At 39.4% G+C, this 20,917-nt stretch carries 22 protein-coding genes and 1 pseudogene; 11 read left to right on the top strand and 12 right to left on the bottom strand.

Annotated features, from left to right (window positions below):
- The 3 genes and pseudogenes from KO530_RS06105 to KO530_RS06095 all read right to left on the bottom strand — a co-directional run.
- Positions 1–195, bottom strand: a pseudogene (locus KO530_RS06105) (transposase); the annotation flags it as partial.
- Between the two features lie 137 nt (positions 196–332).
- The gene (locus KO530_RS06100; RefSeq protein WP_216047526.1) at positions 333–548 is read right to left on the bottom strand and encodes a hypothetical protein; all 216 of its coding nucleotides are present in this window, start codon (positions 546–548) and stop codon (positions 333–335) included.
- A 68-nt stretch (positions 549–616) separates the two neighbouring features.
- Complete coding sequence (locus KO530_RS06095; protein WP_216047525.1) at positions 617–1,354, bottom strand: helix-turn-helix domain-containing protein; 738 nt, start codon at positions 1,352–1,354, stop codon at positions 617–619.
- A 127-nt stretch (positions 1,355–1,481) separates the two neighbouring features.
- Between KO530_RS06095 and KO530_RS06090 the strand changes: the two genes are divergently transcribed.
- The 3 genes from KO530_RS06090 to yiaA all read left to right on the top strand — a co-directional run bounded on the left by KO530_RS06090 (position 1,482) and on the right by yiaA (position 3,298).
- Positions 1,482–1,838, top strand: a complete 357-nt coding sequence (locus KO530_RS06090; protein ID WP_216047524.1) for a hypothetical protein — start codon at positions 1,482–1,484, stop codon at positions 1,836–1,838.
- 53 nt (positions 1,839–1,891) lie between these two features.
- Positions 1,892–2,701, top strand: a complete 810-nt coding sequence (locus tag KO530_RS06085; RefSeq protein ID WP_216047523.1) for a DUF2145 domain-containing protein — start codon at positions 1,892–1,894, stop codon at positions 2,699–2,701.
- A gap of 126 nt (positions 2,702–2,827) precedes the next feature.
- Positions 2,828–3,298, top strand: a complete 471-nt coding sequence (gene yiaA / locus KO530_RS06080) for an inner membrane protein YiaA (protein ID WP_216047522.1) — start codon at positions 2,828–2,830, stop codon at positions 3,296–3,298.
- 56 nt (positions 3,299–3,354) lie between these two features.
- On the opposite strand, the gene KO530_RS06075 is transcribed toward yiaA, so the two are convergent.
- Both KO530_RS06075 and KO530_RS06070 read right to left on the bottom strand, forming a co-directional pair.
- Positions 3,355–3,753, bottom strand: coding sequence for an OsmC family protein (locus tag KO530_RS06075; protein ID WP_216047521.1), 399 nt, complete (start codon positions 3,751–3,753; stop codon positions 3,355–3,357).
- Positions 3,754–3,783: 30 nt separating this feature from the next.
- Positions 3,784–4,599: a CvfB family protein gene (locus KO530_RS06070; protein WP_252728904.1), complete on the bottom strand. Its 816-nt coding sequence runs from the start codon at positions 4,597–4,599 to the stop codon at positions 3,784–3,786.
- A 145-nt stretch (positions 4,600–4,744) separates the two neighbouring features.
- Here KO530_RS06070 and KO530_RS06065 point away from each other — a divergent pair, with 145 nt between their 5' ends.
- Genes KO530_RS06065 through alr form a run of 5 tightly spaced genes read left to right on the top strand, consistent with a single transcriptional unit; the run spans position 4,745 to position 9,192 of the window.
- Positions 4,745–5,470 carry a 5-oxoprolinase subunit PxpA gene (locus KO530_RS06065; RefSeq protein WP_216047531.1) on the top strand — a complete coding sequence of 242 codons (726 nt, stop codon included), beginning with the start codon at positions 4,745–4,747 and terminating at the stop codon, positions 5,468–5,470.
- The gene (gene pxpB / locus KO530_RS06060) at positions 5,470–6,186 is read left to right on the top strand and encodes a 5-oxoprolinase subunit PxpB (RefSeq protein ID WP_216047519.1); all 717 of its coding nucleotides are present in this window, start codon (positions 5,470–5,472) and stop codon (positions 6,184–6,186) included. Before KO530_RS06065 ends, pxpB begins: the two co-directional genes overlap by 1 nt.
- The gene (locus KO530_RS06055; RefSeq protein ID WP_216047518.1) at positions 6,183–7,157 is read left to right on the top strand and encodes a biotin-dependent carboxyltransferase family protein; all 975 of its coding nucleotides are present in this window, start codon (positions 6,183–6,185) and stop codon (positions 7,155–7,157) included. The genes pxpB and KO530_RS06055 overlap by 4 nt, the downstream gene beginning before the upstream one ends.
- Positions 7,158–7,175: 18 nt before the next feature.
- On the top strand, positions 7,176–8,039 hold the full coding sequence (locus KO530_RS06050; protein WP_216047517.1) for an aminotransferase class IV: 864 nt from the start codon (positions 7,176–7,178) through the stop codon (positions 8,037–8,039).
- Positions 8,040–8,091: 52 nt separating this feature from the next.
- Complete coding sequence (alr, locus tag KO530_RS06045) at positions 8,092–9,192, top strand: alanine racemase (protein WP_216047516.1); 1,101 nt, start codon at positions 8,092–8,094, stop codon at positions 9,190–9,192.
- A gap of 35 nt (positions 9,193–9,227) precedes the next feature.
- Here the strand turns inward: alr and fur are convergent, their stop codons facing one another.
- Positions 9,228–9,653 (bottom strand): ferric iron uptake transcriptional regulator, encoded by a 426-nt coding sequence (gene fur / locus KO530_RS06040; protein ID WP_216047515.1) that lies wholly within the window; start codon positions 9,651–9,653, stop codon positions 9,228–9,230.
- Between the two features lie 282 nt (positions 9,654–9,935).
- Between fur and KO530_RS06035 the strand changes: the two genes are divergently transcribed.
- Positions 9,936–11,945 (top strand): methyl-accepting chemotaxis protein, encoded by a 2,010-nt coding sequence (locus KO530_RS06035; RefSeq protein WP_216047514.1) that lies wholly within the window; start codon positions 9,936–9,938, stop codon positions 11,943–11,945.
- Positions 11,946–12,055: 110 nt separating this feature from the next.
- On the opposite strand, the gene fldA is transcribed toward KO530_RS06035, so the two are convergent.
- The 4 genes from fldA to KO530_RS06015 all read right to left on the bottom strand — a co-directional run bounded on the left by fldA (position 12,056) and on the right by KO530_RS06015 (position 15,439).
- On the bottom strand, positions 12,056–12,580 hold the full coding sequence (fldA, locus tag KO530_RS06030) for a flavodoxin FldA (RefSeq protein WP_216047513.1): 525 nt from the start codon (positions 12,578–12,580) through the stop codon (positions 12,056–12,058).
- A 41-nt stretch (positions 12,581–12,621) separates the two neighbouring features.
- Entirely contained in the window at positions 12,622–12,840 is a 219-nt protein-coding gene (locus tag KO530_RS06025; RefSeq protein WP_216047512.1) for a DUF2788 domain-containing protein, read from the bottom strand.
- 60 nt (positions 12,841–12,900) lie between these two features.
- Positions 12,901–13,686, bottom strand: a complete 786-nt coding sequence (locus tag KO530_RS06020; protein ID WP_216047511.1) for an alpha/beta fold hydrolase — start codon at positions 13,684–13,686, stop codon at positions 12,901–12,903.
- A 106-nt stretch (positions 13,687–13,792) separates the two neighbouring features.
- Positions 13,793–15,439 carry an electron transfer flavoprotein-ubiquinone oxidoreductase gene (locus tag KO530_RS06015; RefSeq protein WP_354667866.1) on the bottom strand — a complete coding sequence of 549 codons (1,647 nt, stop codon included), beginning with the start codon at positions 15,437–15,439 and terminating at the stop codon, positions 13,793–13,795.
- A gap of 437 nt (positions 15,440–15,876) precedes the next feature.
- Between KO530_RS06015 and KO530_RS06010 the strand changes: the two genes are divergently transcribed.
- Together KO530_RS06010 and KO530_RS06005 are read left to right on the top strand one after the other, a co-directional pair.
- Complete coding sequence (locus KO530_RS06010) at positions 15,877–16,626, top strand: electron transfer flavoprotein subunit beta/FixA family protein (RefSeq protein WP_216047510.1); 750 nt, start codon at positions 15,877–15,879, stop codon at positions 16,624–16,626.
- Complete coding sequence (locus tag KO530_RS06005; protein ID WP_216047509.1) at positions 16,626–17,552, top strand: electron transfer flavoprotein subunit alpha/FixB family protein; 927 nt, start codon at positions 16,626–16,628, stop codon at positions 17,550–17,552. Before KO530_RS06010 ends, KO530_RS06005 begins: the two co-directional genes overlap by 1 nt.
- A 99-nt stretch (positions 17,553–17,651) precedes the next feature.
- Here the strand turns inward: KO530_RS06005 and KO530_RS06000 are convergent, their stop codons facing one another.
- Together KO530_RS06000 and KO530_RS05995 are read right to left on the bottom strand one after the other, a co-directional pair.
- Positions 17,652–17,960: an isoamylase early set domain-containing protein gene (locus KO530_RS06000; RefSeq protein ID WP_216047508.1), complete on the bottom strand. Its 309-nt coding sequence runs from the start codon at positions 17,958–17,960 to the stop codon at positions 17,652–17,654.
- 573 nt (positions 17,961–18,533) lie between these two features.
- The gene (locus KO530_RS05995) at positions 18,534–20,840 is read right to left on the bottom strand and encodes a TonB-dependent receptor (RefSeq protein WP_216047507.1); all 2,307 of its coding nucleotides are present in this window, start codon (positions 20,838–20,840) and stop codon (positions 18,534–18,536) included.
- Between the last annotated feature and the right edge of the window lie 77 nt (positions 20,841–20,917).

The raw sequence follows: 20,917 nt of genomic DNA, 5'->3' as shown, positions 1-20,917 counted from the left end.
AAAGGCACAGACTTCAATAGAAAAGACAGTGGACAAAAACAGTAACCTATCTTCAACCCATTGACGGCGATGCTCGAAACTTTTTCCTGTAAATTTATCTTCCCCGCACAAATAAGCACGGCGTACACAGCGAGAAACGCAGTGGTAGTAAGGTGTATCTGTCAAACAGATTTGACGCTTCCTTGCTAAGGGCATTGTTCTTCCTTATAAACCTTATACCTATAGCTTAGTTGATAGTGTCAAAGTGCTAGTCTAGTTTGTGGCTGTCTAAATTTTAGATACCTGTCTAAATACGAGATGTTGTGGCTGTCTAAATATTAGATATTACTAGTCTACTCCTTTACTGGAATGTCTTGGAGTAACTTTATAATTGCGCTGTTGTTGTTCAGGTTAGCTAAATCTATTAGGTAGCTTTTTTCGAGTTCTTGCATTGGATGTCCACAGATAAGATCTTTTATGGTTTGAACTTCACCATTTACAATTGCGGTTTTAAGGGCTGCAAAGTGGGCAATGCTATTATCATTTTGATTCGATGTGCTAGATGTCATTTGTTGTCCTCCAATTTATATTCAAATATTAACCTAGCATATCAATCTGTGTATTAACAATTTCCTCTTCATGCCTTACGACGCATATTCTCAAACAGAGATGGTTCCCAAGGTCGCATTGCCATCAGTATGCCCATGTGTTGACGCTTCGCTAGCGGTAACGCGGCATCTTCTTGGTTGAGGTCAGATGCTTCTTTCGTGAGTTGGTTTAATTTACGCTGAATTATTTCTATTGATGTTTGTGAATATCTACCACGGATATATAACCTAAAATTCCATTTTTCATCTTTTTTGGGAGCCATAAACTTAACCATGACTTCTTGTTCCATGAACTTTTCCAAAGGTCCACCCGGTATCCATCTGAAGTCTTGAGCGATTAAGGTCTTATAATGGTTATTGGGCAACAAACTGATAATTTTAAGCTTGTCCAATTTCGCTAATAGACGAGTGCATTCGAATTGATCAATATCGTAATGTTCAATTAACTCATTATAAGTCCACGAGTCCCGCACACAAACTGCCACTAACAATAGTTTAGGGTCAGCGAGTAATTGTTTTTCCTGCTCAACTGTTAGCTGACTGAGTTTGTCTGTTTGTTGTTGGGCAACAGAAAATAGATCGGATAGTGATATTTGTAGCACATCGCATATTTCTTCTAAACGCTCCAATGTAAAACTGTTGGTTGAAAATATACGTTTTATATTGGCCTCGCTCATGGCTAATTTCTGAGCTAGATCGCGATAGGTAACTTGTTGCTGTTTTAAAAGTTGCTTGAGTGTTTTGCTAACTAGTCCAATTTGACTCATGGTTACTCTTTAGTATTGAATTAATAAACTATTGGTTGAGTTTTAGTATACATAAAACAACTTTGTTTACATAGGGTATACCTTTTCACTATTGTTTATCTCGTTCACAACAAACAGGAAAAACAATATGAAACATTTAACAACTGCATTAATTATTATTTTATCGGCGTCATCGCTAAACGTATATGCAAATGGATCCGCTCACCATAGTGGTCAAGCGAGTAAACATTCTGCATTGGCAGCATCAGAAGGCGCAGCCTCTACAGCGAAAGTGGCAAGCGTTGTGATGGTAACGCCGGTGATTGTCGCCGGTGGCGTGAGCTTAGTCGCTGGAAGTGTTGTTGCCGAAGCCGGAGACGCATTGAGTGATAGCGCAAGAGCTTCACACGCGACTTCTCATCACCAGCATCAACATACGTTGGTTATAACAGAACATACAATCACCGCTGATCCTGCTCCAATCCAGGTGATTAACGAAAAATAAATTAAAACTAGCAATATGAGTCTTGTCATTAAAGTTATTAGGAGAGTAGGGAAATGAAAATTAGCGCATTGTATATATTCATCGTTGTTAGCATTTTTAGTTTTACCGTGCCCAGTGCTTTGGCGGGAAGCCAAAGTGATGCACCCAATCAGCATGAGCCCGAAGAAATTGTAAAGTTCGCTAAAGATGTTGAAAAATATGCGGCATCAAAAGGCGCTCGAGCATTTATCATCGCCAGAGTAGGCAGACCAGAGAAAGATTTGCCTAAAGGAATTAAGTTCACGCATACCGCCATTGCCTTGTATTCAAATATCACCTTAGATAGTGGTGAAGTTGTGCAAGGTTATGCAATTCATAACCTTTATCAACAAAACGGAAAAGCGGATAAAAGTGAGCTAGTCGTTGACTATCCCGTAGACTTCTTTTGGGGAGTACATGAGTTATCTGCAGGAATTTTAATTCCTAATATGGAAGTTCAACAGAAATTAATAGACTTGATCGGTTCAGGTAAAGATAAAACCTTGCATAACCCAAACTATTCGGTCATTGCTAATCCGTTCAATTCGATATTTCAAAATTGCACTGAGTATACACTCGATTTGCTTAACTCGGCTATTTACAACACTCAGGATGTCGCGCAATTAAAGGTCAACGCAAAAGCACACTTTCAAGCACAACGAGTGAGAACCAGTCCATTTAAATTACTATTAGGATCTATGTTTATGGATGGTGTCACCACCAAAGATCACAGTGGAAAAGTATATACCACTACGTTTACAACCATTGGTCAGTATCTACGTCAAAATGAACTCGCCAGCGAATTTGTTACTTATTCAGCATCTGGAGACATAAATACATTGTAAAGTATAATATTAATAAACTTTAAGGCTTGAAATAATCAACATTTTATAACTGGGTTTATCATTAGTGTTTTTGAAGGCAAACTGCATTCATACTTTCAGCAACACTCGAAACAAGTGAGAATAATCATGACAACACAAACGTTAAATACTGCATTACAAGCTCCAACTAAATCTTATACTTATGCCGCGGTTGCAGCATTAATCATTGGCATAGGGGCTTACGGTGTTGGACTTTTTAACGCACAAATGTTACTCAATGAAAAAGGCTACTATTTGATAACCTTACTTTATGGTTTGTTTTCAATAGTATCATTGCAAAAAAACGTGCGAGACAAAGCTGAAGGCATTAACACTTCTTCAATTTACGGAAGCCTATCTTGGATATCAACAGGGTTAGCCATAGCACTGTTGGTGATTGGGTTGATTAATGCTGATTTATTATTAAGTGAAAAGGGATTCTACGCTATGGCATATACATTGAGTTTGTTTGCTGCTGTTACGGTTCAGAAAAATGTTCGGGATAAACAAGCTGCGACAAATGAAGGAATTGAAAATACCGTGAAAAATAAACAAACCTCAGAATTAGCCGCAGAATAATCTGCGATCTAGCAAGGTATTAAAGCCTGTTTAGTCACTAAACAGGCTTTTTCAGTTTATAACTCTTCAACTCTATATGACGTGGTAATGTTCACATTGCCTGCTAACATCAACATCACTGAACAATATTTTTCACATGATAGCTGCACCGCGCGAGCTAAATGTTTATCACTTATTTTTTCACCGCTAACCACATATTCGGCATGAATATCTGTAAATACTTTCGGGGCTGATTCGGCGCGAGTGGCTTTGAGTTCACATCGACAACTACGTAAAGGCAGACGAGATTTTTTCATGATCTCCACCACATCAACTGAAGAACAAGCACCTACCGATAATAAGACAGTTTCCATCGGAGTTAATTGCTCGCCATTTCCGTCTAATTGAAGGGTTTTTCCTGAGTCGGTTTCACAATCAAACAGCATATCTTTTTGCCAGGTAACAGTCGCCTGCATTACATGTTCCTTATTCATATCGTAAGAGCTTTACTTTACGAGAGTGATTTTATTTTTGTCGATTAAAATTCGTTTTTGCTTAAACAATGAGCCCAGCGCTTTTTTATAAGCATTTTTACTGGCGCCAAAACGCTGAGTTATTTCATGAGGTGGGCTTTTGTCTGTTAAGGTTGAAAGACCGTCATGGGCAATCAAATCGTCGATGATCAAATCGGTTAACTCTTTTCTGGCGCGCTCACTATGGAATTGAAAACATAAATCGATTTTGCCATCTTCGCGAATGCGTTTCACAAAACCTTTCATCTTTTGGCCAGTACGAATTGGTTTAAAGACCTCATCTTTAAAAATCAAACCGAGATGGGTACCATTAATTACGGCTTTGTAGCCTAAATCAGTGCGGCCACAAATAATTAAATCTGCTTCTACGCCGGCTTTAAGGTCGTGGCCGTCCTCGGTTAAAAAATCACGAAGCTTGGTGGATGCAGCAAGTCGTCCAGTTTCCGGATCCTCAAAAACATATACAACGTATTCGATACCTTCTGACATTGGTCGTTCTTGTTCACTAAACGGCACCAATAGATCTTTTTCCAATCCCCAATCTAAAAATGCGCCAACACGGGTCAGGCTTTTTACTTTTAGTACCGCCACTTCATTTACTTGGGCGAAGGGAATTTTTGAGGTCGCAATAATACGATCTTCGCTGTCATGGTAGATAAACACATCGACCATTTGACCTACTTCACAGCCTTCAGGGGCAGAGCCATTTGGCAATAAAATACGCTCTACTTGCGAACCATCGAGATAAAATCCAAAGGGTAATTTGTCAACCACTTCTAAGTGATTCATTTTTCCAATTTGTAGCATACACCTGACTTTTTTTAAGAATGAAGTAAACTAGCGAATCTCGGTCGTGATCTTGGTGAAAATCTTCATTTGGAATTCGCCTTAGATCATCATTATATCTGAATTTACTAGGAGCAATAAGCGCTTGATCAAACTAAATTGTGACTTAGGCGAAAGTTATGGCGCGTGGCGCATGCCACATGATGATTTGATCATGCCATATGTTGATATGGCAAATATTGCCTGCGGTTTTCATAGTGGCGATCCGCAAGCCATTCAATCAGCCATACAATCCGCTAAAAAACATAATGTAAAAATAGGGGCACACCCTTCCTATCCAGACTTACAGGGTTTTGGCCGTCGGAGTATGGCGCTAACTGAAACTGAGCTTATTCCACTCATGCATTATCAAATAGCGGCATTAGAGGGCATGGCAAAACTACAATCTAAAACCGTTGATTATGTGAAACCTCATGGCGCTTTATACAATGACATGATGGCCAGTAAAGGTTTATTTGAGACAGTTTTAAAAGCGCTGAGCAGTTATTCCGAAAGATTAATATTAGTTATTCAAGCCGTGTCTAATTGGCAATCCTATCAACAATTAGCTGATCAATATAAAATTGAACTTCAATATGAAGCCTTTGCAGATAGGCGTTATGCAGACACGGGCTTACTGTTATCCCGCGCTAAACCTGGCGCAGTGTTGCAGTTAAATGATATGTTTTCGCAAGTGAGAAGAATGGTTGAGCGTCAAGAAGTGGTATCTGCTACTGGACAAATTTTACCATTAAAAATTGATACTCTGTGTGTACATGGTGATAGTGCAGGGGCAGCAGAGGCTGTTAAACACATACGTGAATTATTGTCCTAATGTTTCCGATTGAACCAATCAAAATAGATGTCGCCAGCGAAAATGCGCTTATCGTGTATTTTGCAGGGGCAACATTGAATCGTAAAAATCAACAGGTGAGTATGTTTGTGCATTTATTGGAACAAGCAAATTCGCCTTGGTTGTTAGATGTGACTCCTGCTTACCACTCTGTACTGATTACCTTTGATATTTTGCAAACCGATTATTTTGCAGTAAAAGCTCGAATAATCGAATTGGTGAAAGCTTTAAAAGATGGCCAAACAAAACAAATATTTGCGAACCAAGAGACGAACATTGTGGAGCTGCCCGTTTGTTATGGGTTGAGCGAAGATAACGATTTGCAGCGGATCGCGGACCACAATCAGATCACGGTCGAACAAGTTATTCAGTTGCATCAACAAAATAGTTATCGTGTTTATTGTTTAGGGTTTTCTCCTGGTTTTGCATTTCTAGGAGAAACCGATGAAAAAATCGCAACGCCTAGACTAACCACTCCTCGCAAACAAGTGCCTAAAGGTGCTGTGGCTATCGCTGACAGACAAACTGCTGTTTATCCAAATGTCTCACCGGGTGGATGGAATATCGTCGGTGTGTGTCCATTAGCGTTATTTGTTCCAGAGCGAGCTTCACCATCGCCTTTTAAAGTGGGTGATACGGTTAGATTTAAGGAAATTAGTGAACACAAGTATTACCAGTTGTTGGAGGCAAATAGGTGACTGACTTTGTTGAGGTAATAGCGACCGGATTGCAAAGCATATTAGTGGATTCAGGTCGCAGCGGTTATCAGCACCTTGGAATTACCACAGGCGGTCCAGCAGATCGTCGTAGTTGCTTGTGGGCTAATTGGCTTTGTAACAATCAAAATATAGCCGCCAGCATTGAAGTCATAGGTTGCGGGTTTAGCCTCAAAGCACATTCTTATTGTGAAGTGGCTATTACCGGCGCAGCAACACAGATCACGATTAATGGCCTAAGTTATAGTCCTTGGCGCAGTTTTGCATTAGGTGCTGGCGATTCTTTAACGATTAACAAAGCGGATAATGGACTGCGCAGCTATGTTGCAATCCAACAAGGTTTTCGAGTCCCAGAAACATTTGGGAGCTGTACAACAGTCACAAGAGATAGGTTAGGGGGATTAACTCAAGACGGGCAACCTTTGAAACAAGGCGATCGAATTGCATTCTATAGTCAAACTCATGCCATTCACCCCGTAACCGCAAAAATCGCTCCTCTTGAAGCACAAAGAAATGCTATTGTTGACCCTTACAGTGAATTGACCTTGCGTTTAATCGAGGGTTATCAAATTGATGATTTTACACCTACGGCACTTAAACAATTTTATCTTAATCAATATGTTGTAAGCCCTGACTCAAGTCGGATGGCTACCAAATTAACGGGTAATCCTATCAAAGCGCCGAACAAGCCTATGTTATCTGAAGGTATTACCCGAGGGGCTGTGCAAATTCCTCAACAAGGTTTACCAATTATAATGTTGGATGATCGGCAAACTGTGGGAGGCTACTTTAAAGTCGGTAGTGTGTTATCCATTGATTGTGATTTATTGTCACAAGCAACACCTGGTTGCAGAGTCACTTTTTCACCAATTGATATTCATACTGCGCACAACTTGGTTAATTTAGCTGAGGTTAAGCACACAAATCTGTTCACTCAAATTAATTTTAATTAATACATTTTTGGCCAGAATATGACGGAAACAATTGTATACCTAAACGGTACTTTTATGCCTCAAAGCGAGGCAATGATATCTCCATTAGATCGTGGATTTTTGTTTGGTGATGGGATTTACGAAGTCATACCTGCTTACGATCGCAAAATGGTCGGTTTCACTCCGCACATTGCACGTTTGCAAACGAGTTTATCCGCTATTGGCATTACACTAGATTGGTCTGTCGACAAGTGGCGTAAAGTACTGAATGAATTATTGGAGCACAATAGTGGAGATAGCCTAGCGGTTTATATCCAAGTGAGTCGTGGTGTCAGTCCAAAACGTCAGCATGGATTCCCAGATAATGTTAAGCCCACAATGTTTATGATGTGTTATGCCATAAAACCACCGGTTAACTATGATGATTCTGATAACAAAGGATTAGCCTTAGTCAGTCAACAGGATCTGCGTTGGCGTCAATGTCATATTAAGTCTACGTCTCTACTGGGTAACGTTTTGCATTATCAAAGTAGTCAAGATCATAAAGTAGATGAATGTTTACTTTATAATGAAAATAAGCAGATTACTGAAGCATCCTCATGTAATGTTTTTGTGGTGAAAGACAAACAAATTTTCACTCCGCCGTTAGACTCTCAATTATTACCCGGCATTACTCGCGCGATCGTACTAGATTTATTAACCACTCAAACTAACTACCAAGTTTTTGAGCAGAATATTAGTCTACAACAAGCCCGTTCAGCTGATGAAATATGGTTAACCAGCTCGACCAAAAATATCGCTCCAGCAGTGAGTTTAGATGGTGAAGCAATAGCAGATGGAAAAATTGGTGAAATATACAAAGAACTAAACCTGTTATTTAATAAATTTAAATACGATTACTGATTTCTAATTTTAATCGTTAGACATTCCCTTTGCTGTAGGACAGGTATACTTAATGAGTCGCCCCACCGAAATTACTATTGATTTGAACGCGTTAGTGGCTAATTGTAATTATGCAAAATCACTTTCTCCAGACAGTCAGACTGTCGCTGTAGTTAAAGCAGATGCCTATGGTCATGATGCTGTCGAAATCGCTAAAGCGCTGCAACAGCATGTGTCAATGTTTGCCGTTTCTAGCCTTGAAGAAGGTCTCGAATTGAGGCTGCAGGGCATCAAACTACCGATTCTGTTATTGGAGGGCTGTTTTCACCAAGAAGAACTATTTATTGCGTGTAAACAAGGGTTTAGTGTGGTTATGCATAACCAGTTGCAGTTGCAGATGTTACAAAATTTGAATGCTGAAGAAACGGTTGAAGTGTGGTTGAAAGTTGATACAGGTATGCATCGGCTTGGATTTCAACCTGAAAATGTAACTGCTATTTTTAGCCAGTTAAAAAGCACTAAGCAAGTTAACAACGTGGTGCTTATGACGCACTTGTCAGTGGCTGATGAAATCGATAACCACTTTACCAGCTCTCAACTAAAGAAATTTATTGCTTGTTGTGAACAATTAGAAGGTAAATTTTCAGAGACAATTTATACCAGCATAGCGAACTCGGCTGCGATAAAAGCATGGCCGTTAGCCAGAGGAACATGGAATCGTCCGGGGATTATGTTGTATGGCGTGTCGCCATTTATGTCTAATCACGATATGCAGCAACAACTAATACCAGTTATGACGTTAAAGTCAAAGGTCATTGCACTGCGAAATGTTTCGCAAGGTGAAAGTGTAGGCTATGGCAACACTTGGAAAGCCGAACAAGAGTCTGTAGTGGCAACAATCGCTGTGGGGTATGGTGATGGTTACCCCCGCACAGCTAAGCTTGGAACACCGGTACTGGTGAACGGTCAAAGGGCTAAGCTGTGTGGCAGAGTGTCTATGGATATGATCACGGTTGATGTTACCGGATTGCTAGATATAGAAGTTGATTCTGACGTTGAATTGTGGGGAAAAAGTTTATTGGCTAACGAAGTTGCAAGCTGGGCAGATACCATTGGTTATGAATTGGTAACACGGATGCCTAAACGAACTCGTCGCCGAATCATTAACCTATAGAAGATTGAATTTCTACTTCAATCTTCTAATTAAGATTACATGTCTTCGTCACAATTCCCATCGGTGCACTCACCATAAAGATACAAGCTGTGATGAGTTAACTTCATTTTGTTCTGACTAGCGACTTCGTCTTGACGTTTTTCAATAATCGGATCTTCAAATTCGATTACTTTGCCGCATTTTAAGCAGACTAAATGATCATGATGTTGTTTGTGGCTAATTTCAAATACAGACTTACCGCCTTCAAAGTGGTGTCTATTCAAAATTCCCGCATCATCAAACTGATTCAAAACACGGTAAACAGTCGCTAAACCTATTTCTTCACCTTGCTCAATCAATAACTTGTATACGTCTTCAGCACTAATATGTTGGTTCGCAGGTTCCTGCAAAACCTCGAGGATTTTAAGTCGTGGCAGGGTAATTTTTAGCCCTGCTTTTTTTAATTCTTTATTTTGATCCATCTGTTTTTCTAAACGATAATTGGTGGGTTCATTATAGGGAAGTAATTCAAATATGAAAGGGATAGCGAACAAACTAATCACTAAAGGGATTAAATATTTCAATTACATCAACATTTTTTTAACATAGCGTGCTTTCTGAACAGATTTACGAATTTAAACTCACAAACTGAGTGCTTGTCCAAATGTTCTATACTGAATTATTTCAAATTGAAAATTACGTCAAATTTAATATCCATTCTTGATTAGAAGGGATAAATCGTTTGGCTAAGTTTAGGATTCGATATGAGACTAAATGTAGTAGGTAAGATTATTGCTGGTTTCGTTTTGGTCGGTTGCGTGATGGTGGTCACCAATATAGTGTCTTATTTTGGATTGGCTGATATTCGTGATTCCGCGCAAAGTGTAGTGCAACAGAAAATGCCGGTGCAAGCCAGCATGTTGCAAGTTCAAACCGGAATTTTGTCACTGGCTACAATATCAACAAATGCTTATTTTGAACAATCCATAAAGCAATTGCAGAGTAATCAACAAACCTTCGATCGGTTGTCCACAGAGTTCACTGTTAACCTCAAAAACCTTAATCAAATAATTGGTGAAACAAATACTGCGTTTCAACTAGGCGCACAGCATGCATCCGCGTATGTTACACAGTCTAAGAATATGTACCAAGCGAGAGTTCAACAGCTGTTATTGACAGCAGAGATCGACCAAAATGCGGCTAATATTATTGCTGTGGCTGACGAAACTAGTGCGCTATTAGGTGACTTAACCTTCTTAGAAGGGGATGCTCCCAATCTCGATATCTTAATTGGTACGGCGATTAATGCAGACAATAAAATTATGCCGTTATTTAGTGCAATAAAAGAGTACATAACAACCAATAACACTGAAATAAGTGAAACGATTAAAGGGGATATTGAATTTACCTTAAGTAATGTAGCAGTCGATATTGACTATTTAAATAGATTATCAGAAACAGTAGACACCCAAGGTTACATTGACGGGCTGAATGCACAATTCTCACAATTACAAAAACTACTGTTACAAGATCCCGGTTTATTCTCAGCTCAACAGGAAAAAATTTCGTTACTTGTTAAAGCAAAAGATTTTAATGTTATTGCCAATCAACATTTAGATAGCGCTAAACAACACTTTTCGACGGTTTTTTCCGAAGTTAACCAAGATACTTTATTAGGGCAAAATGCCATTATCGAAACGGTTAACTCTAACATTTGGAAAGGTCTTATATTTTTAGGTATTGCTGTTGCTGCGGCAATAATCTTTGGAAGCATAACGACGCGCAGCATTGCAGCACCCATCGCAAGAATTAATCGTAGTTTAGGACTAATTAGTAGCGGAGATTTAACCCATAAGGCGTATTCAACCAATCAGGACGAATTTGCTATATTGGCAACCAACGTTAATAAAGTCACTGAAAGCTTGCGTGCGGTTGTTGAAAAAATTCTATTGCAAGAAGCGTCGTTAGAAAATGCCATGCAAACAACAGCCAATTTGAGTGAACAAACGTTAATTCAAGTTGAGCAGCAAAAACAACAACTCAATTTAACCGCCGCTGAAACCAATTCTATTCGACAAGCGAGCAAATCTAACACGCAACAAATTCAGCATGGTATGCATCAATTGCAACAGGTGAGTAAACAAAGTGCCAATGTGAGTAAATTAGTTTCTTCAACTCATAAGCAAATATCTGAACAAACTCAACAAGCAGAGCAATCCTCTACCATTATTCATCGATTAGACGAAAACAGTAAAAAAATTGGCAGTATATTAGACGTGATTAAAACAATTGCACAGCAGACCAATTTATTAGCATTAAATGCCGCAATTGAAGCTGCAAGGGCAGGTGAGCAAGGGCGTGGTTTTGCAGTCGTAGCAGATGAAGTGCGTACACTAGCAAATCGTACCCAAAACTCGACGGCCGAAATTGAAGCTATGATTGAAAGTTTGCAGCTTGATGCAGAGCAAGCTGTCAAAGCGATTAGCAGTGGTAATGAATTTGCCAAGCAAAGTGAGCAGCAAATTTTTGACGTGGCACAACAAGTAACACAAATAAATGAAACCATAGATAGTTTACGAAAAATGAATCAAGAAATTGTTAGCTCTACTTTGGAGCAGGATAGCTTGTTTGAGAAAATTGCAATTAAACTGAACAATGTCGTCGATTTGGCTGAGAAAAGTGCGGAATCTACGCATTCTTCAACCGCGGCAAACCAAACATTAACTGATTTGATGGTTGAAATGAAAAAGGCAGTTAGTCAGTTCAAGTTGTAAACGGGGTTGTTTAAACCCCTTGTTGTGCGAGGCACAACAAGGGGGCAACTTTACAAGTACATTCAACACTTTGTTGCCGTGTTGATAAAAGGATAAATAATTCTAGTAATTTATGCCAGCTCAGACAAACAAAGCTCTTCGTGAATCTGTTTGCACCAGTCTTTCACTCGCTGCTCGGTTAGCTCTGGTTGACGATCTTCATCGATGCCAAGCCCAACGAAGTGTTCGTCGTCTGCCATGCCTTTAGATGCTTCAAAATCATAACCTTCACACGGCCACTGTCCTACCAAAATCGCACCTTTGGCTTCCACAATATCCCGTATCATACCCATCGCATCTAGAAAGTATTCAGCGTAATCTTCTTGATCGCCACAACCGAAAATAGCGACTAGTTTGTCGTTAAAATCAATTTCTTCCAGCTCAGGAAAAAAATCATCCCAATCACATTGAGCTTCGCCGTAGTACCAGGTAGGGATCCCGAATAAAAGTAAATCGAATTCGGCAATGTCTTCTTTACTGCTTTTAGCAATATCATGAACATCAATGAGATTCTTACCCAGTTCTTTTTGGATCATTTTCGCAACATGTTCTGTGTTGCCTGTATCACTTCCAAAAAATAAACCTACACTTGCCATTCCAACTTTCCTTTACTTAACTAATTCGATGCCTAATTATATTAAATGCCACTGTTTTCCCAAAAGATCTGGATCAAACCTTTAGCAATAAATCCGGCTGCACCTAAAAATAAAACAAGATAAACAACTGCTCGACCAAGGAAGGGCACATTGTTCTTTTTTAATACATCGTGTATCGCAAACCCCATAAGGGCAAATAGCGCGACCAAAGTCAGGTTTAACACGATTGCCTCTATTTGCTCATAATATTCATTTAGCATCGCAAAACCTTCAGAATAAAAAAACGCGCAGAATATACCACACAAAGTGACGCAAGCGAATTACCCACAAGTATCATTTTGCAAAAAATCGCTGACTAAACGATTAAAGATGACTGGTTTTTGTGCATGTAACCAATGTCCAGCTGAACCAATCACTTTTGCACTGCTATTTGGAAACAATGCGCTAATGGCAGATTTGTGTTCAGGTAAAATATAGTCTGACTGACCACCTTTAATAAAAAGTACCGGTACCGAGCAAACATTATCACTGCTAATTCCTTTAGAAATTGCGGGGTAATCCCGTTGCAGTAACTGTAAGTTAAAGTCCCAGCGCCAGTTACCATCAACTTGTTTTAAACTTTTTAATAAAAATTGACTTACACCAGGCTCTTTTAAATATTCAGACATCACAGCATCAGCATCACCTCTTGACGTTATACTTTTTAAGTCAACGGCATTTAATGCTTTAAATACATTCTGGTGGCGAGGTGTATAGCTCACAGGAGCAATATCAGCAATGACCAACTTGTCAATTAGTTGCGGGTTATCGAGGGCTGTTTTCATGGCTATTTTGCCGCCTAAAGAATGCCCTAAAATGGATACTTTTGTTATGTTCACAGAAGCTATTAACTGTACAATTTTGTTAGCATAGCTAGTGAATGAAAATGCATCAGTAAAAGCCGATTTACCATGGTCAGGTAAATCGATACTCAAAACATTGTGACTGTCCTCAAGTGCTTTTCTTACCATAGACAAATTATCTAGGCTGCCAAATAGGCCATGTAAAAGCGCTAAATAAGGTTTTTCAGCTTGATTGCTGCTTAAATGATAATTAATAGATTGCATAAGTGTTTAGATAGGGATAATTGCTTGCTAAAACAAGCAATTTAATTGAATTAATTGCACATAGCCAGAAATTAGCCACATTCTGACTATGTGTTTAACAGATTACTTACATATTAGGGTAATTAGGTCCTCCTGCACCCTCAGGTGTTACCCAAACAATATTTTGCGTAGGATCTTTAATATCGCAGGTTTTACAATGCACACAATTCTGCGCATTAATTTGCAGCTTTTTGTCACCCTCAGGGCTGTCAATAATCTCGTAAACGCCAGCAGGACAGTATCGTTGCGCCGGTTCATCGTATTTCGGTAAGTTTATGACGATGGGAGTTGCCGGATCTTTTAAACGCAAATGGCAAGGCTGATCTTCTTCGTGATTGGTATTCGATAAAAATACTGATGAAAGTTTATCGAAACTAATTACGCCGTCAGGCTTAGGGTATTCAATTTTCGGAAATTCACTGGCTAAGCCTATAGCGCCATGATCAGTAGTCGTATCTTTAAGCTTAAAGAGGACTTTACCACCAAGGATATTTTGCTCAAACGTATTGTAAGCACCCCCTAAAAAGGTACCAAACTTGTGTAATGCAGCGCCGAAATTCTGTGAACTATAAAGTTCTTTGTACAACCATGAATTTTCGAATTTTTGTGCATAGTCGGTTAAATCTTGACCCACTTTATCTTGGCTGATTGCCTCAACAATGGTTTCAGCGGCAAGCATGCCCGATTTCATCGCTGTGTGATTTCCCTTTATTTTTGCAAAGTTAAGGGTGCCAGCATCACATCCTACAAGGATCCCCCCTGGAAATGTCATTTTGGGAAGGGAATTATATCCTCCTTTAGCAATTGCTCTGGCACCATAGGAAACCCGCTTACCACCTTCTAAATATTGCTTTAGCACTGGATGCTGTTTAACTCTTTGGAATTCGTCAAAAGGACTCAGGTGTGGATTCTTGTAGTTAAGATCAATAATGATCCCCACTAAAACTTGGTTATTCTCTGCGTGATATAAATAACTTCCACCGGTTTCGCTATTGAGTGGCCAGCCAGCAGTGTGAACCACCAAACCTTCTTGATGTTTGCTTGGGTCGATATCCCAGATCTCTTTAAAGCCAATACCATAATGTTGAGGTGCTTTGTCTTTATCGAGTTCAAACTTAGATATCAGTTGTTTGCCCAAGTGACCACGACACCCCTCGGCGAAAACTGTGTACTTTGCTCGTAATTCCATGCCAGGCATATAGCTGTCTTTGTGTTCGCCAGAAGCACTTATGCCCATATCGCCGGTGATAATTCCGCCCACGCTGCCATCTTCGTTGTATATTATTTCTGAAGCGGCAAAGCCTGGAAAAACCTCTACGCCCAATTGTTCCGCTTGATCGGCTAACCAACGGCATACATTCCCCATACTAACGATATAATTACCTTGGTTGTGCATGGTTTTTGGGGTCATGAAGTTAGGTAATTGCGTCGCTGAGCTTTGATTCTTTAAATAGTAAATGTGGTCCTCAGTGACTTTTGTGGTCAGAGGGGCCCCTCGGTCATTCCAATCAGGAAAAAGTTCGTCCATAGCTTGGGTTTCGAAAACCGCACCAGAGAGAATATGGGCACCAACTTCTGAACCTTTTTCAACTACACATACCATTAACTCTTGTTCATTTTGTTGAGCTAATTGCATAATTTTACAAGCAGTTGATAGTCCGGCTGGCCCAGCACCTACAACTACAACATCAAACTCCATCGATTCACGTTCCACGGGTTTCTCCCCTTATAGATATCTATTAATTAAAGAAATAAACAATTAAGTAACTATCACCCACAGTTACCAAAGTTGATTGATACTATTCATCAAGTATATAGTTTGCATCAACCAAAAAGCAGGTCCTGAAAGTACCTTTTAACCTGTCATTAAAGTCAATTAAATCAATATCTTACTTGGCAATTTAATCTTGGTTTTTGGGCGAAATTAAGCTTGAAAAATAGCGCTTTTTATTAACATTAACATAATAAAACTTAAGCTCAAATGGAAATAATGACCTACAATTTATAACCAAAATACGGGAAGCCAGATTTGTAACTTTGATAACACTTAGTTGACGCTTAGGTAAACAGCCAGTAAATTTACGCAACCTTACAAATACGCATAATTTGCGTTATAACTTCTCTACACTTTATATCTGATTAGAGGTAAACATGAAAATTTTAGTGCCGGTTAAACGTGCCATTGATTACAACGTAAAAGTACGCGTTAAAGCCGATAACACAGCGGTTGATTTGACCAACACAAAGATGTCTATTAATCCGTTCTGTGAAATCGCAGTCGAAGAAGCGGTTAGACTAAAAGAAAAGGGTATTGCCACTGAAATCGTGGTGGTTTCAATTGGTGATAAAGCCTGCCAAGAACAAATAAGAACCGCTTTAGCACTAGGTGCAGATCGTGGAATCCAAATTGATACCAGTGAAACGCTAGATTCTTTACAAGTTGCTAAACTTCTATCAAAAGTGGTTGAAGAAGAGCAACCAGGCTTAGTTATTCTAGGTAAACAGTCTATTGATTCGGATAATAATCAAACCGGTCAAATGTTAGCTGCGCTAACAGGTATGCCACAGGGTACTTTTGCATCTGTTGTGGATGTGGATGGTGATAAAGTAAAAGTGACCCGTGAAATTGACGGTGGTTTACAAACTGTTGAATTGAATCTTCCAGCGGTGGTGACTACAGATTTACGACTCAATGAGCCACGTTATGCAACGTTGCCTAATATTATGAAAGCAAAACGCAAACCTATCGATGTTAAAGCGGCTGATAGTTTTGGTGTAACGCTTACGTCGAACGTTAAAACGTTAAAAGTAATGCCGCCAGCACAACGTAAAGGTGGTATTAAAGTAGCTGATGTAGCAGAGCTCGTCGAGAAATTAAAAACAGAAGCGAAGGTGATCTAATGGCTGTTTTAGTATATGCAGAACACGACAATGAACAACTAAAATCTGAAACTCACAAGTTAGTTAATGCGGCCAGTAAAATGGGCGCAGATGTGGTTGTTTTGGTTGCAGGACAAAACTGCACAGGCGTAGCTGAACAAGCAGCTAAGATTGCAGGCGTAAGTAAGGTGCTATTGGCAGATAACGCTGAATACGCTCATCAGTTAGCTGAGAATATTGGCGATCTGGTCACAGAGTTAGCTGCTGATTATTCTCATGTGATTGCAGCCGCTACCACCACCGGCAAAAACTTTATTCCTCGTGTAGCTGCACTATTAGATGTCGCACAGATATCTGATGTTATTGCTGTTGAAAGCGAAGATACCTTTGTCCGTCCTATTTATGCCGGTAACGCAATTGCTACGGTACAAAGTAGCGACAGCAAAAAAATTCTCACAGTTCGAGCTTCAGCATTTGACGCTGCAGAAGAAACAGGCTCAGCTGCTGTCGAAGCAATTGATAATGTGAAGACTTCTGAAAAATCATCATTTGTTAGTGCTGAATTGACCAAATCTGAACGTCCTGAATTAACTGCCGCTGAGGTCATTATTTCAGGTGGTCGCGGAATGCAAAATGGTGAAAACTTCAAGTTACTTGAAGGTATCGCTGATAAATTAGGCGCTGCAATTGGTGCATCTCGTGCTGCTGTAGACGCTGGCTTCGTACCAAATGATATGCAAGTTGGGCAGACGGGTAAAATCGTTGCTCCTCAACTGTATATTGCGGTGGGCATTTCTGGTGCCATTCAACATTTGGCGGGTATGAAAGATTCAAAAGTCATTGTTGCTATCAACAAAGATGAAGAAGCGCCGATCTTCCAAGTTGCCGACTACGGTTTAGTGGGAGATTTGTTTGATGTGTTGCCTGAGCTAGAAGCGGCACTTTAGACTATATAAAAATTATAAAGGCAGTCTGCTGTGAAGCAAAACTGCCTTTTTTATGATTCGTTGTTAGTCGTTTTTTGTGCTGAAGATAGTTAGCAAAAATTACACAGATACGACAGAGTTCTCATCAAAGGAAATTGGTGATGTTACGTAAGCATCGGCGTTCCAATCATTTTCCCATTTTTCATCGTCTAATAAATATCGAAATTGATATTCTGCATCAGCTGGAAGATCTACGGTTGAAGAGAAAGAACCATTTTTCAGTTTCTTCATAGGAGCCGTAGCAGTATCCCAATCATTAAAGTCGCCCACTAAACGCACTGTCTCAGCATTCTTAGCTTCTTCCTTCGATAATTTGAAAGTTACTTTACACACTGGTTTCGATTTAAGATATTGTTTTTTGAAGCTCATAAGCTCCTCCTTTAGGTAATTAAATTACATTAATAGACTATTAATGCAGCAATATTACAGTTTTAATCTAATTTTGTGAAATATAATTACACCATTTCCCGATTTAATCAGTGCAATCTAAGTGGATACGCCCTCATAAGGTGCGAAATTAAGCTCCCGCTTAAATTTTGTGCACTGATTTGGCGTGAAATCACCTTTTTAAACGGTTTACCTGCTATTTATAAGTTATTAACTCATATATTGTGCCAATTTTCCTTAATCTAGATCAACAAGTATACAATCATCGTTGATTACAAAATTCATTGTCTTGACCAACATAATTTACTGCTTGATGTAACTACCGAAATTCAGATTAAACGATGGGTAATTATAGACTCATATTGTTTGGATTTTGTAGTTTCGAGGGGGAAATTTTTAGTTTAATGATGTGCAAAATGGCAAGTAAAAACAGCTGAAGTCTGTTTCTAATTGGAGATGAAATTATCTGCAGTTTCGCCCTTGCTAAGTATTAAAGCAGATAAAAAAAACGATCCTAAAAGGATCGTTTTTATATGTATATGAGGTATTTTTAAATTAATAGAAGCTTATTTTTGCTTCAATACCAAAGATACGTGGTTGGTTCATAATTCCAGTTAGGTTATTGAAATCTATTGCACCTTTTACATTATCTTCATCGGTAATATTTCTACCGAAAAGTGCGATAGTGTAGTTGTTTTGGTAGTTCTCATAACCAATACGCAGTCCACCTTCGTAATTACTATCGGTGGTGAATTCAACTGAATCATATAGGAATAAACTGGTTTCACCTTGGAAGGCCCAATCTGTGAATACAAATAATTCGCCATCATCGCCGATTGGTGCAGCGTATCTTGCGGTGAAGTTGAAAATTGTTTCAGGCGCTTGTGGGAAAGGGTTGCCATCGATGCTTGCGGCATAACCATCAGGACGTGGATCAAATACGGTGCAATTTCCTGTGAATGCAAAATCAGCATTGGCGCCACATGGTAGGATAGTCAAACCACTATCTTGAATTTCTGTGTGGTTATAACTGTAGCCTGCAGTTAATGTTAGATAGTCTGTTACCAAATATTCCACATCAATTTCAAAACCATATCCGACACCTTTGTCAGCATTGATCAGCGCAGTCGTATTTGCACCACCGCCAATTGCACTTAATTGCATGTCGTCAATTTCATAGTAAAAAGCAGCGGCATTGATGCGTAAGGTATTATCTAACAGGTCTTTTTTGATACCCAATTCAGCAGAATTAATGGTTTCTGCTTCTGCAACTGAAGGACTTGCTTCAAATGCAACATCGCGGCCTTGTATGGTTTGTGCTCTAAAACCATTCGCTAGTCGAGCAAACACTGAGGTGTCGTTATCTAGCTTATAATTTGCGCTTAGTTCCCAGCTTAATTGTCCATCATCAACATTGATGTCTTCGTACTCTTGGATTGATGCAGCACCAATTACTAACGCGAAGCCGTCAACATTCTGTTCGCCAACGATCAAAGATTTTTCATCATAGGTATAGCGAAGACCACCAGTTACCTCTAATTTTTGGTTAACTTGATAAGAGGTTTGACCAAAAACAGCCCAAGTCGTGTTTTCATGATAGACGGTGGTCGCGCCGTAAAATCCATCTATACTGGTTACGTTAAAAGATGAATCATAATAAAATGCGCCCACTTGCCAACTCATCGCTTCATCTGTTTCACTGGCTAGGCGAATTTCTTGAGTTAACTGTTCTAAATCATCCAACTTATCTTGTGTAACTGCAGAAAACGCAATGTTACCAGGGAAAGTGGTTTCTTCAGTACCATCACCATTTATATCTGCTGGTTCGTTTAATACTACACCACCATCAATATCACCTAAGCTATAACCTTCAGCTTGTTCGTATGCGGTAATGCTGGTTAAAGACATATTTTCAAGCGCAAATTCTAATTTTAGAGAGGCCCCATAATTGTTGTACTCTTGCGGATTATTGTCAGCACCATTACCATCAATATCGCCATCATAGTAAAGCACGTCACGATCATAATTTTCGTTTAGGTCGTTGCTACCTTTGGTAAATATGTTGGCGCGGAATATAGACGCTGTGCCATCTAACTCTCTGCCGTGAACGTTTAATAAGGCAGAAAAGTCTTCATTTGGTGAGAAGAGTAGTTGTCCACGCCAAGCTTTTTCATCGAAACCACCCATGGCGTCATTTTCGCCAGTATAGGCATTATCAATCCAATCGTCACGATTCTGCGATAAAACTGAAAAACGACCTGAAAGGTTATCGGTTAGACCACCGCCAACAGCACCTTCGAAGTTTAACGTACCTAAATTGCCGACTCCTAATTTCATATAAGCATCGAAGTCTTCAGTGGGCTTCACTGAATCAAATTTTACAATGCCGGCGGTGGTATTTCTACCAAATAGGGTGCCTTGCGGTCCTCGTATTACTTCTACTTGCGAAACATCAAATAATGGGAAGCTTTTTAATATGACGTTTTCTTTTACAACATCATCCATCACAATAGAAACAGGTTGAGATGCGGCTAAATCGAAATCTGAATTCCCCAATCCGCGAATATAAAACCGTGGAGCAACACGACCGTTAGATGTCTCGGCATATAGTCCAGGTACTCTCACTGCTAGTGCAATGATATCTTCACCACCGGAAAAGATACTTTCAAAACGTTCACCGTTTAATGTAGCAATTGAGATTGGAACATCTTGAATACTTTGCGTGCGTTTTTGTGCCGTCACGGTGATTTTTTCCAAACTACGCTCTGCGGCAACGGTATCTTGCTCTTGAGCGAAACTTAATTGGCTAAATAAGGCCGATTGTATGCACAGTGCAATCACTGTTTTATTAAGTGTTTTCATTATATTACCAAGTTGTTAATTTAAATTAGTTGTGTGTTTATCCTTTTGCTTTTTAACCTTGAGAAGAGATAAAAAGC

The organism is Aliiglaciecola lipolytica (assembly GCF_018860635.1).
Taxonomy (GTDB): domain Bacteria; phylum Pseudomonadota; class Gammaproteobacteria; order Enterobacterales; family Alteromonadaceae; genus Aliiglaciecola; species Aliiglaciecola lipolytica_A.
Note: the sequence above shows the minus strand (reverse complement) of the source record. Positions and strands in the feature narration are given on the sequence as shown.